The sequence below is a fragment of the Paenibacillus vulneris genome (assembly GCF_039543185.1).
GTDB lineage: Bacteria > Bacillota > Bacilli > Paenibacillales > NBRC-103111 > Paenibacillus_S > Paenibacillus_S vulneris.
In genome coordinates this window covers 88,278-100,438 of record NZ_BAABJG010000018.1, presented here as the reverse complement: position 1 = coordinate 100,438, position 12,161 = coordinate 88,278, and the positions used below count along the sequence as shown (strand labels likewise).

At 50.6% G+C, this 12,161-nt stretch carries 11 protein-coding genes and 1 pseudogene; 11 read left to right on the top strand and 1 reads right to left on the bottom strand.

Translation table 11 applies throughout. The annotated features are described in order from the left end of the window. Positions 1–165: 165 nt before the first annotated feature. The 10 genes and pseudogenes from ABEA66_RS18160 (at position 166) to yajC (ending at position 10,142) form a co-directional block, all read left to right on the top strand. Positions 166–1,977, top strand: a complete 1,812-nt coding sequence (locus ABEA66_RS18160) for a LysM peptidoglycan-binding domain-containing protein (protein ID WP_345589578.1) — start codon at positions 166–168, stop codon at positions 1,975–1,977. A gap of 135 nt (positions 1,978–2,112) precedes the next feature. Continuing rightward, positions 2,113–2,787 (top strand): BofC C-terminal domain-containing protein, encoded by a 675-nt coding sequence (locus ABEA66_RS18155; protein WP_079910049.1) that lies wholly within the window; start codon positions 2,113–2,115, stop codon positions 2,785–2,787. A 258-nt stretch (positions 2,788–3,045) separates the two neighbouring features. Then, a complete protein-coding gene (gene ruvC, locus ABEA66_RS18150) occupies positions 3,046–3,549 on the top strand; it encodes a crossover junction endodeoxyribonuclease RuvC (RefSeq protein ID WP_079910050.1) in 504 nt (167 codons plus the stop codon). Beyond that, on the top strand, positions 3,546–4,178 hold the full coding sequence (ruvA, locus tag ABEA66_RS18145; protein ID WP_079910051.1) for a Holliday junction branch migration protein RuvA: 633 nt from the start codon (positions 3,546–3,548) through the stop codon (positions 4,176–4,178). Before ruvC ends, ruvA begins: the two co-directional genes overlap by 4 nt. Before the next feature lie 150 nt (positions 4,179–4,328). Beyond that, positions 4,329–5,333 carry a Holliday junction branch migration DNA helicase RuvB gene (ruvB, locus tag ABEA66_RS18140; protein ID WP_079910052.1) on the top strand — a complete coding sequence of 335 codons (1,005 nt, stop codon included), beginning with the start codon at positions 4,329–4,331 and terminating at the stop codon, positions 5,331–5,333. Positions 5,334–5,444: 111 nt separating this feature from the next. Continuing rightward, positions 5,445–5,900: pseudogene (locus ABEA66_RS36365) on the top strand (SPOR domain-containing protein); the annotation flags it as partial. A gap of 285 nt (positions 5,901–6,185) precedes the next feature. After that, positions 6,186–7,547, top strand: coding sequence for a SpoIID/LytB domain-containing protein (locus ABEA66_RS36360; protein ID WP_425571482.1), 1,362 nt, complete (start codon positions 6,186–6,188; stop codon positions 7,545–7,547). A gap of 6 nt (positions 7,548–7,553) precedes the next feature. Then, on the top strand, positions 7,554–8,624 hold the full coding sequence (gene queA / locus ABEA66_RS18130; RefSeq protein WP_345589571.1) for a tRNA preQ1(34) S-adenosylmethionine ribosyltransferase-isomerase QueA: 1,071 nt from the start codon (positions 7,554–7,556) through the stop codon (positions 8,622–8,624). A 29-nt stretch (positions 8,625–8,653) separates the two neighbouring features. Beyond that, the gene (tgt, locus tag ABEA66_RS18125; protein WP_425571481.1) at positions 8,654–9,790 is read left to right on the top strand and encodes a tRNA guanosine(34) transglycosylase Tgt; all 1,137 of its coding nucleotides are present in this window, start codon (positions 8,654–8,656) and stop codon (positions 9,788–9,790) included. A gap of 31 nt (positions 9,791–9,821) precedes the next feature. Next, positions 9,822–10,142: a preprotein translocase subunit YajC gene (gene yajC, locus ABEA66_RS18120; RefSeq protein ID WP_079910055.1), complete on the top strand. Its 321-nt coding sequence runs from the start codon at positions 9,822–9,824 to the stop codon at positions 10,140–10,142. 72 nt (positions 10,143–10,214) lie between these two features. Here yajC and ABEA66_RS18115 read toward each other — a convergent pair whose 3' ends face one another. Further along, positions 10,215–10,574 carry a TIGR04086 family membrane protein gene (locus ABEA66_RS18115; protein WP_079910056.1) on the bottom strand — a complete coding sequence of 120 codons (360 nt, stop codon included), beginning with the start codon at positions 10,572–10,574 and terminating at the stop codon, positions 10,215–10,217. A gap of 180 nt (positions 10,575–10,754) precedes the next feature. On the opposite strand from ABEA66_RS18115, the gene ABEA66_RS18110 reads away from it, so the two are divergent. After that, positions 10,755–12,077, top strand: coding sequence for an ArsB/NhaD family transporter (locus ABEA66_RS18110; RefSeq protein ID WP_345589565.1), 1,323 nt, complete (start codon positions 10,755–10,757; stop codon positions 12,075–12,077). The last annotated feature ends 84 nt before the right edge of the window (positions 12,078–12,161 follow it).

The following is a 12,161-nucleotide window of genomic DNA, read 5'->3' as shown; positions in this document are numbered from 1 at the left end:
TTTGGCACGCGTAATGTTTAGGCTTTTACCCCTTGTGAAGGCGGCTTGAAGCATCTAAGGCAGTTAACGTGCTATGCGAAAGCGAGAAACGGACCCCCTCCGACAGTACATGGAACGCCGCAGCATGGGAAGTTTCTCAAAGAAAATGTTAAGGAGGTTTATGCAGTGAAAATCCATATGGTCAAGAAAGGCGAATCGCTCTACCTCATCGCTCAAAAGTATCATGTTGATTTGGATAAGTTAATTGAGATGAACCCGCAGATCACGGATCCCAACGTTATTGATGTCGGAATGAAAGTCAAAATTCCGAACGGCCCGACGCCCGTAGAACCAGCGGACGATTTTCTTTACAAGCATACGGTAGTTCAAGGGGATACGCTGTGGAAGCTATCCAAGGCTTGGAACATCCCGCTGAACCAGCTGATTGAGGCCAATCCGCAATTGAAAAATCCGAATGTGCTAATGACCGGAGACATCGTAAATATTCCTAAAGCAAAGCATCAGCAGGGAGACCACCATTACCCGCACCATCATCACAAGAAAAACACAGCTCCTATTCAGCCTGCACCAACTCCGGTATCGCCAATACAGACGGCTCCTGCTCCAAAACCGCCTGAACATATTGAAGCGCCGAAGCCTAATGTAGAAATGCCGATTATGCCTATCATGCCCATCATGCCGATGGCGCCTAATGTGAACGAGCAGATATCTCCGGAAGCGGTCATGCCTAATGTGAACCAGCAGCCCTTTATTCCGGAAATGCAAGTATCGCCGAGTGCGGTTCAGCCCAATGTGAATCAGCAGCCCTTTGTTCCGGAAATGCAAGTATCGCCGAGTGCGGTTCAGCCCAATGTGAATCAACAGCCCTTTTTCCCGGAAATGCAAGTATCGCCTAGCGAGATTCAGCCTAACGTGAATCAACAGCCCTTTTTCCCAGAAATGCCTGTATCGCCTAGCGCGGTTCAGCCTAATGTGAATCAGCAGCCCTTTTTTCCGGAAATGCCTGTATCGCCCAGCGCCATTCAGCCTAGTGTGAACCAACAGCCTTATATTCCGGAAATGCCGATAATGCCGAGTGCTACACAACCCGCTCCTTCCTTCATGCCGAACGCGCCGCAGCCCTATCCCTCGGTAATGCCATCTTATGAGCAGCCTGGAGTAAACAGCGCCATATCTCCTTTTTCCGATAATGCCAATGTGATGGGTGCGGAAGCAACGCCGAATGCGCCGTTCCACCAGCCTTCGTCCAACTTGTTTGAACAATTCCAGGTTCCTGCAACCGAAGCTATGAGCTATGGGCAGATGAGTCCGAATTACTGGCCTCAGCAAGAAATGCCCATGATGTGGCCACAGCAGGAGCAGCCGTATCCGCCTATGCAGCAAATGCCTGGGGCCGAGCAAATGCCATATCAGCCTTTTGCGGCACCGATGCCGGAAATGTACGGATTTATCCCGCAAGCCGGCGGCGGCTGCGGTTGCGGAGGCGAACAGGTCTCTCCGGCTTACGAGAAAGGTAAACCGTTCCCTAATGTTTCGCCAATGGAAAGTCCATACATGTTCCAGCCGGAGATGCCTTCTTATCCGAATGCTCCGTTTCCGGGTATGACCTATCCGACCTCCGTCAGCCCTGAAAGCGAAGCTCCTTACTATCAAGGAGGTTTTTTTCCGCAGACGGCCGGAGCTTTTACAGGGCCTGCATATCCCATGTACGGGTATCAAATGCCTTCGATATCCTCTTACGGCGGCGGTTATGATGACTGCGGGTGCGATGACACGTCGATAGGCAGGGAGCAGCCGGTGCAAGCGGCAGAGGAGGAAGCCGCCACGGTTTCCAGAAATAATCAAAAGTCCGAACCCAAAAGCACAAACAAGAAAAAACGCGGCAATCAGGCTGTGATAAGCCGTATTTCCCACACCCCGCGCAGAAGACGCGCAAGCTCTTCCAAATCCAATAAAAGTCCATGGATTAACGTTTAATTGCATGGAATAAGTACAGCCGGGAGCGAATGCCTCCGGTTTTTTTGTGTTTTCATCTTCCGAAAAGGCTCCGTATAATCCCCTTGAACACTGGGAAAAATGGTAAAACATACTTTATGTTAGAAGGGGATTCGGATGATTCTTCTAAGCTTGCTGAACAGAATTAAGAAAAAGCTTCGTTGGAAACGGCGCTGGCTCACTTTGGCGGCCATTGTATTCGTAGCCGGCATGTCCTCACTTGCTTTTATTATGCTAAAAGGCGGCACAGGCACCGATAAGCTGGAATGGTCTCCAGGGGATCAGCCGGTGTTCGGAACACAAATCCGTCCAACACTGCAAAGGGAGGATGAAGTGCAGGCTATGGTGAAGCAAATCGAGGGGCAGCGTGGAGCTTATGCCAGGAAGCTGTATGTCTGCGGTGAAGAAGTCCAAATGCTGGGAAGAATGACATCTGCGCAAATATTACAGTATCATAAAGAGCACCCTACGCTAACCGTATCGATAGGAGAGGGCGGGGATGTTTATTTTACCGAGCAAATCGATGATTTGTCACCGCAATGCAAGTCCAATGCCTACTTCGGTCTCGATAGTAAGGGAAATCTTTCCTTATTCGAGGGTGTGCCCGAAAGCAACCAGGTGCTTAGAACCTTTTTCCAGCTAAACATTGAATTCTTGGAAAGCAGCTTGCCGAGAGAGACAGTGAAGCAGCTCTACCGCGGAATTCCGGTAAGCAATTTGGATGAGTATAACAGCGTGCTATCGACCTTTGCCGATTTTGCAGTGGAGGACCAGGCCAAAGCGCTGCACTGAACGAAAAAACAAAAGAGAGACGATTTCGTTGGAAGAACGACGAGTCGTCTTTCTTTTTTTTATTGTGGAGCTTATAGATTCCCGGGCTTCCCGCCAAGGCAATGTCAGGGCGCGGGTTGTTAATGAAAACACTGCAGCCGTGGATGGCTTTGCAGGGGGAATTTGTGTCCTTTAGGGCGTGTTCATGCGCGGTAATATCTGCTATAATGGCATGTGAACACATATGTTCGGTTTTGTAGGATGGGAGAGTGCTGCATTTTGCGCATTATGGGGATTGATCCGGGGATTGCGATTGTAGGCTTCGGGTTTATTGATAAGCAAGGGTCCCGGCTGGTGCCGGTTCAATACGGATGTATTCAGACGGAAGCCCATACGGACGGGGCATTGAGATTGAAAATGGTCTATGACGCAACGGTGCAGCTGATAGACAAATATAAGCCGGATGCGGTTGCGATCGAGAAGCTGTTTTTTAACCGGAATGTGACTACGGCGTTCACGGTTGGCCAGGCAAGAGGGGTCATGATGCTGGCGGCGGTGCAGCAAGGAATTCCTATAGGAGAATACACGCCGTTGCAAGTGAAGCAGGCGGTCGTAGGTTATGGGAAGGCAGAGAAAAAGCAGGTGCAGGAAATGGTTCGCATGTTCTTGAATTTGTCCGCCGTTCCAAAGCCGGACGATGTCGCTGATGCTTTGGCAGTGGCGATTTGCCATGCCCATTCCTCGACACTCCATCAAAAAATAAACGAGGTAAACAAAAGATGATCGATTACTTAAGAGGTAACGTTGTACATAGAGAAACTGAATATGTCGTCCTGGATGTACGCGGTGTAGGCTATCGTGTTTTTTGCGCCAATCCTTTCTCGGTACAGCTGAGCAATAGCGAGGAAATCACGATGTACATCCACTATCATGTGCGTGAAGATGCTCATCTGTTGTTCGGCTTTACAAGCCGGGAAGAGCAGGCCTTGTTCCGCACGCTGCTGGATGTGAACGGGATTGGGCCAAAGGTTGCGATCGGCGTCCTTGCAGGGGGACGACCGGAAGTGATTGCGGCAGCTATTCAGCAGGAGAATATCAGCTTCCTGACGAAGCTGCCGGGGATCGGCCGGAAGACGGCGCAGCGAATGATACTGGATTTGAAGGACAAGCTCGGCGGGATGCAATCGATCGGGAACTCGCTCGTATATGCAGGCGGAGCAGAAGTATCGGATGCACCGCAAGGCGGCACAGCCTGGAGCGAGGCCAAGGCGGCTCTGCTTGCTCTCGGGTATACGGAGGCGGAAGCAGACCGGGCCGGTCAAGCGATTAAACCGAAGCTGCAGGGCGGCGAGACGGTAGATGCGTTAATGAAGCTTGCTCTGCAAGCCTTGTACCAGCAAGCGACGAGATAAGCTGCAGCGTGAGGAGCATTCGTTTCAGCTTCAAATGACCGCGAAACTCAAAGCGGATGCTTACGAAGTTAGTTTCGCTATCGCGAAACTCTAAGCGAATGCTTACGAAGTCAGTTTCGCTATCGCGAAACTCTAAGGAGGACCACAACCATGGAAGACAGGATCATTTCTGCCAACCTGATGATGGAAGATCAGGGGATGGAATTAAGCCTGCGTCCGAGATATTTGGCCGAGTATATCGGACAAGCTCAAGCGAAGGAAAATTTGAAGATTTATATAGAGGCAGCCAAGATGCGGAAGGAAGCGCTGGATCACGTCCTTTTATATGGCCCTCCCGGTCTCGGGAAGACCACTTTATCCAACATTATCGCAAATGAGCTGGGAGTGAACGTGCGTACCACCTCCGGACCTGCGATTGAGCGTCCCGGCGATCTGGCAGCCATTTTGACCAATTTGCAGGAAGGCGACGTCTTGTTTATCGACGAAATTCATCGCCTTCATCGTACGGTTGAAGAAGTGCTGTACCCAGCAATGGAGGATTTTGCGCTCGACATTATTATCGGCAAGGGGCCGAGTGCGCGTTCGGTCAGACTTGATTTGCCAGCCTTTACACTGGTGGGGGCAACCACCCGTGTCGGGCTGTTATCCGCTCCTCTCCGTGACAGGTTCGGGGTGGTCAGCCGGCTGGAGTACTACACCGTTGAGGAGCTTGCGTACATTGTCAGCCGCACGGCTGACATTTTGCAGGTGCAAATTGTCGGAGAGGCTTCGGAGGAGATCGGGAAACGATCCCGCGGAACGCCGCGTATCGCCAATCGGCTGTTAAAACGGGTACGCGATTATGCCCAAGTGAAGGGCGACGGCATCATTACGCTGGATATTGCGCAGAGAGCGCTGCTTGGGATTCAAATCGATCATTTGGGGCTGGACGAGATCGATCATAAGATGCTGCGGGCGATTATACTCACCTTCCAGGGCGGCCCAGTCGGGCTGGATACCATTGCCGCTACGATCGGAGAAGAAAGCCAAACGATAGAAGATGTATATGAGCCGTATTTGCTGCAAATCGGATTTTTGCAGCGGACGCCCCGCGGACGGATGGCTACTCATTTGGCCTACAGCCATTTGGGGCTGCCTATGCCGGACAACCGCTAGCAATATTACAGGTGCAGGAGAAGAGTGCACTCATCATCGTCAGAGAGGGGAACGCTGAAATTGAGGAAGCTTAAGCCTTCACTTGGTTCGATTGGAAAGCTCTATATAAGCATGTGCATTGCTGCCGCAGGATTCAGTGCGTTCCATGGAATTAACGGCTTTGCGCCTAAAGTCTACGCGGATTCGGCTAAGACGGATATGATGCGGGTCGCCTTATTTATCGATACCGGGAAATATTCTGTGAATACATCTTACGTAACTCTATCGTCTGCCAAAGGGATGGATGTTGCGTTGCGAGGTGCTGACGGCTCCAAGCCGGCATTCACTGTTGTAGATAAAACTACGGCAGGGGTAGCCTTGGATGGATATCACGCCTTACTATGGGAAGGCGCCGACAAAGCCCAAGCCAAGACGATCATGGATAAATTGACGGCAGCCAATCAGGATGCCGTGCTTGTAACGGGCAACAAATCAGGAGCGGCATCCTATCAGATCGAACTCGGGCCATACGCTTCCCGTGATGCCGCTCAAGCCGCATTAACGAAAGCCTCGGGCCTGTCCGGCGTCAGCGGCTTCATCAAGGGATACACGCCAAGCGTTACCGGTCCGCTGCATTGGAACGCAGGCAGCTACGCCACCGAGGCGGAGGCGGCTGCACAGGCAGCAGTCATCGGTGCCGCCGGTTTTGACGCTGCCGTAGCCTACCTGAATACGGCGGCCGGAGCTCCCGCCTATGCCGTATTCGTCTCCGCAGCAACGACTTCGGCTGAGCTGAGTACCGCCAAGCAAAAGATCAATGCCGCAATACCGGGTCTCGTGTTACAGCCCGTCGATTCTGCGGCGGCATACATAATGAAACGTTCACAGATTGATATGGAATCGGAAACGCTGGCTGCTGTTCCTTACTTCATGCTGGGAGGCGGAACGGAGGGGAATTCCTCCTCGAAGCTTCTGGTCACTCCCCAACTGTCGGATACAGTATCGGTACGGGAACGCTTTGAACGATCTTATAAAGGGAGCCTCGAAATCTCCCGATTCAACTCCAAGCTGGCAGTCATCAATGAACTTCCAATGGACCAGTACCTGGCTTCCGTCATCAGCTCGGAGCTCAATAAAGACTGGCCCGTTGAGGCATTGAAGGCTCAAGCGGTAGCGGCGCGTACATATGTACTGAAGCAGGGAGTAAAGTACCAGATTGCTGATGTATCCGATTCTACCGTGGATCAGGCCTATCATGGGGCGGGGGCGGAATTCCCTGCCGCATTGACCGCAGTTCAAGCCACGCAAGGCGAGGTATTAAAGGACAAGAACGGTTTGATTTCACCCTTGTTTTACTCGAATGCAGGCGGAATGACTGCAGAGTCAACTGAAGTATGGGGGAATAAGGTCGCTTATTTGCAGAGCGTTCCGAGTCCGGATGAAGGTGCGGAGAAAGGAAAGGCTCCGTGGTACCGCATCGTGCTTCCGAACGGGCAAACAGGCTACATCCACTCCTCCTATGCCCGCGATACAGGGGAGAAGAACGCTGCAGGTCTCCCGTATTACGTTTCCACAGGAACGGGGGTTAGTGTAAGGCCCGCTCCATTCGTGGACAATGCTTCCAATCCGGCCACCTTTAAAGTGGATATCGGGGACCGATTCATTGTATTCGACCAAGCGATCGAATCCAATGCATTTTCCTGGATACGCGGCCCCTACGATGCGGACAAGCTGAAGGACAAAGTGAACACCGTACTCAGCCAGCCTATTGCCGGCGCATTGGATAAGCTCGAAATATCCCAAAGAGGGCAATCGGGCAGGGTTACAGAAATGAAAGCCAATGGACAGGTTATGAAGCCGGCCAATCCGGATGCGCTCCGCACATTGTTCAACGGGTTGCCAAGCACCCGGTTTGATATTGAAGAAACAGGAAGGTATACTATATTGGGAGCCGACAATACGGTTCGCAGCCAATCCGCAGCCTCTCCGGCAGTCTATGTCGCGGCGGGCGGGTCGGAGCCTCAAGCGGTTTCAGCCTCCCAGCTGTTTATATTGAATGGAGACAACAAGGCGAAGCTTGTTGACAAAAAAAACCAGTATATTTTTAGAGGGACAGGGTACGGTCACGGACTGGGAATGTCCCAATGGGGTGCGAGAGGCTACGCCGAATTAGGCTATGATTATAAAAAAATATTGCAGACCTACTATGTAGGAGTCTCGATAACCAAGGAATGACGAACTATGCAGGTAGAAGAGTTTGATTATGAATTACCGGAGTCGCTAATTGCGCAAACTCCTTTAAAGGACCGGACCTCGTCCAGATTATTGACATTGAACAAAGCAACCGGAGCGATCCAGCACCAAACATTTGAAGCATTAATCGACTATGTGGAAGCCGGGGATGTTCTCGTGTTGAATGATACGCGGGTTATACCAGCCCGGCTTTTTGGTGTCAAGGCGGATACCGGAGCGAAGGCGGAAGTGCTGCTATTGAAGCAGCTGGAGAACGACCGTTGGGAAGCGCTGGTCAAGCCCGGCAAACGGTTGAAGAAGGGGGCCGTTATTCTCTTCGGAGAGGACGATTCCGAGAAATCGGAGGAAGGGAACAGGTCTGCTCTTCTAACGGCTACGATCGAAGAGGAGAGCGAGATGGGCGGACGTGTGCTTCGCTTTGCTTATAAGGGAATTTTCCCGGAATTGCTGGATCGGTTGGGACAGATGCCGCTTCCTCCTTACATAAAGGAGCAGCTTCCTGAGAGGGAGCGTTACCAGACCGTCTACGCAAAGCATGAAGGCAGCGCAGCCGCCCCGACGGCTGGGCTTCATTTCACGAAGGAGTATCTGAATAGGCTGGAACAAAAAGGAGTACAATTAGCGTATATTACGCTTCATGTTGGACTCGGTACCTTTCGGCCGGTGTCTGTTGACGATGTAGAGTCACATCGGATGCATGAGGAGTATTACGAGGTCAGCCCGGAAGCGGCGGCAATGATCAATGAGGCCAAAGCATCCGGTAAGCGAGTCATTGCGGTTGGAACGACCTCGGCAAGAACGCTGGAGACGGCTTCGAGGGTGAACAGTGAACCCGGCAGACTTCAAGCCTGCAGCGGATGGACTGACATTTTCATCTATCCGGGGTTTGAATTCCAGATCGTAGACGCTCTATTGACGAATTTTCACTTGCCCAAATCTACACTGCTCATGCTGATCAGTGCTCTGGCGGACCGGGAAAAGATTATGGAGGCGTATCGTCAAGCCGTCGAACGGGAATACCGCTTTTTCAGCTTTGGCGATGCGATGTTTATATATTAATCAGCAGGAAAAGAAAGAAGTGAATGTCATTGGCAGCAGTGTGGTATGAACATATTAAAACATGCAAGCAGTCCGGCGCCAGACTAGGCCGGGTACATACACCCCACGGGGTAATCGAAACTCCGACATTTATGCCGGTGGGCACTCAAGCAACAGTGAAAACGATGAGCCCTGAAGAATTGAAGCAGATGGATGCCCAGATTATTCTGAGCAACACATACCATTTGTTTCTTCGTCCGGGACATGACCTTGTCAAGAAGGCCGGCGGCCTTCATAAGTTTATGAATTGGGACCGTCCTATTTTGACGGACAGCGGCGGTTTCCAAGTGTTCAGTCTAAGTGAAATGAGAAAGATTACTGAAGAGGGGGTCACGTTTAGATCCCACCTGAACGGGGACAAGCTGTTCATCTCGCCGGAAAAAGCGATGGAAATACAGAATGCGCTTGGTTCCGATATCATGATGGCCTTTGACGAGTGCCCTCCCTATCCGGCAGAGCACAGCTATGCGAAGCAGTCCCTCGAACGTACGACCCGTTGGGCAGAGCGCTGCTTGAAGTCCCATGCCCGCTCTGAAGATCAGGCTTTGTTTGCAATCGTTCAGGGAGGCATGTACGAGGATTTGCGCAAACAAAGCGCTGCTGAGTTGACTTCCATGGATTTCCCGGGGTATGCTATTGGTGGATTGAGCGTCGGCGAGCCGAAGCATCTGATGTATGAAGTTCTTGATTACACGGTGCCTATGCTGCCGGCTAATAAACCCCGTTATTTAATGGGAGTGGGGTCACCGGATGCTTTGGTCGAGGGATCGATTCGGGGTATCGACATGTTTGATTGCGTCCTTCCGACGCGTATTGCAAGGAACGGCACCACGATGACCAGCGAGGGAAGGCTAGTCGTCCGCAATGCCAAGTATGCTGAAGATTTCGGTCCGCTCGATCCGGAATGCTCTTGCTACACGTGCAGGAATTACTCCCGCGCGTATATCCGGCATTTGATCAAGGCGGATGAAACGTTCGGTATACGTCTCACAACGTACCATAATTTGCATTTTCTGCTGGAATTGATGCGTCAAGTAAGACAAGCGATTCGAGAGGATCGGCTGCTGGATTTCCGCGATCATTTTTTCGAAAAATACGGAATGAGTGAAAACGGAAAAGGATTTTAAACGTATAGTATAGGGAAAGGGGGGATAAGGTATGTTGTTAGCAGCGGCTGATACAGCGGCGCAAGGCGGGCTTCAAGGGTATTTGTATACATACGGTCCATTAGTGTTAATGTTTGTTGTTTTGTATTTCTTATTGATTCGTCCCCAGCAAAAACGTCAAAAGACACGGAATATGATGCTGGGCAACCTGAAAAAGGGCGATAAGGTAGTAACCATCGGCGGACTTCACGGCACCATTCTGGAGCTGGGAGACGATACGGTGATTCTCCGGGTCAATGATGTAACGAAGCTTACATTCGAACGTTCTGCAATTAATTCGGTACAGAGCAGTTCAAGCGAGGATAAGAAGTAAGCGGCAGCACACGAAAAATGCGAGCCTCCTGAGAAGGGGGACTCGCATTTTTACTTTTTGTGGCTTTACCCGTTACTTTTTCAAATTAACGCCGAGCATTCCGCCTAGCGCTCCGGTACCGAAGGTTAATCCGAGCAAGTACAAGGTTTGTTCCGTTATTCCTGTGTCATAAGCGAGAAACCCTACAATAGCCACAATCAGGCAGTAAAAGACGCCTAACATGCCGCCGTGATACCAGCCTCTTGTTCCGCTCCGTTTGCCGGACACAATGCCCCCGATAAACATTGAGACGCCGTGAATGGACATGGTATAACCGAATAAGGATGTTTCCTGCACATTCGTAGCTAGCATGATCAAAGAGATCATGAGCGTTCCAAATATCATGAAGATCATGGAGTAGACCAAACCGGATAATAAAGGTGAGCGCCTCATCGCCGACTTTTCCCCCAATCCAAACCATTTATCATCATTGTATGGGCACGTACATAAAATTAGTACAGGTTGTTCTGGACGCAGCTTGGCGAAATTAGGTAAAATATCGGTTAAATCCATTACCGGATGCCGCCAAATGGAACCAACCGTACGAATGAATATAGAAAGGCGGGGATAAAGTTGAACACGATACAGTCGGCTTCATTATGGCAAATGGTTGCATCTGCACTTATTTTCATGATCGCTTATGGGCTAATCCAAACCGGTTTGATCCGTCGCGCATATATCGCGTGGGGGGGAGCGGTTCTGGTACTTATTTTGGGGCTTGTTGATTGGAAAAGCGCTTATCAGACTCACATTGCTTGGGAAACGGTCTTACTACTTTTCGGGATGATGCTTCTCTCGGGAATAACAGGCAGAACGGGCATAGTTCAATATCTTGCCGTAAAATTCGTACAAAAAGGAAACGGCAATCCGTCAAAGCTGCTTGTGCTCCTCGCAGTTATAGCGGCGGCGGGCTCGGCAGTTCTGGATCCTGTTACCGTCCTCATAGTGCTGGTCCCTGTTACGGTTCGTATTGCTGCGGCAATAGGGGTAAGTCCGATTCCTTTGATCATGACGGAAATGCTATGCGGCAACATTGGCGGAAGCGCAACCTTAATAGGTTCTCTCCCGAATATGATGATGGGCTCGTCCAAGCTTACCGGGCTAACATTTAACGGGTTTTTACTTCACGTTGCTCCTTTATCCGTAATTCTCTTTGCCGTCTCGTTATTTGTGCTTCATAGAATGTATACGAAGGAGTGGCGGAAGATTGAAACAGCTTCGGAGGAATGGAGGGAGCTGGATGCTGCAGCATCTATTAAAGATCGTTCTTTAGTCGTCAAAACGACGGCGGTTTGGGGATTGGCCATACTAGGCTTCCTCTTTCATAAACAAATGCACATATCCGTTGCTATAATAGCCATAGCGGCCGCCCTTGTCCTGATTCTGCTAACCATCCGAAAGAAAGAAGAGTTGGAGGATGTGTTTCATACGGTTGAGTGGGGGACGTTATTTTTTCTGATCGGATTATTCGTACTTGCAGGCGGGCTCGTGAATACCGGGGTCATCGAGGCCATTGCGGTCAAGGGCATGGAGCTTACCTCGGGAAATGAAATGTTCGTCTCCATTCTCGTCCTGTGGGTTGCAGGATTCATCTCGGCGGGTGTTGATCAAGCTCCGCTTGTGGCGGCGATGCTGCCATTGATTAAAAATATCGGTGCTCATATGCACCTGGCTAATGACTGGGAGCTTAATCCGGTCTGGTGGTCGTTAGCGATAGGTGCGAGTATTGGCGGAGGCGCTACGATAATCGGATCGCACGCCAATCTGGTTGCTGCCGGTTTGGCGATGAAGGAGGGGCATGAAATTTCGTTCATGGGCTATATGAAAACCGCATTGCCGCTAACCCTATTGCTTCTGGTCTTATCAACTGGTTATATCATGTGGATGTACTTCTAAATTTAGGATTACAGAAGGCGTTTGCCAACAATTCGTTACTTTCCTTACCGTATGACTCCATTGTCTTAAGGTCAAAATACCCAT

Coding starts and splice junctions, on each gene's coding strand:
- ABEA66_RS18155 (WP_079910049.1), top strand. CDS start 2,113: ATGATTCTTCTAAGCTTGCTGAACAGAATTAAGAAAAAGCTTCGTTGG.
- ruvA (WP_079910051.1), top strand. CDS start 3,546: ATGATCGATTACTTAAGAGGTAACGTTGTACATAGAGAAACTGAATAT.
- ruvB (WP_079910052.1), top strand. CDS start 4,329: ATGGAAGACAGGATCATTTCTGCCAACCTGATGATGGAAGATCAGGGG.
- ABEA66_RS36360 (WP_425571482.1), top strand. CDS start 6,186: ATGAAACGTTCACAGATTGATATGGAATCGGAAACGCTGGCTGCTGTT.
- queA (WP_345589571.1), top strand. CDS start 7,554: ATGCAGGTAGAAGAGTTTGATTATGAATTACCGGAGTCGCTAATTGCG.
- yajC (WP_079910055.1), top strand. CDS start 9,822: ATGTTGTTAGCAGCGGCTGATACAGCGGCGCAAGGCGGGCTTCAAGGG.
- ABEA66_RS18115 (WP_079910056.1), bottom strand. CDS start 10,574: ATGAGGCGCTCACCTTTATTATCCGGTTTGGTCTACTCCATGATCTTC.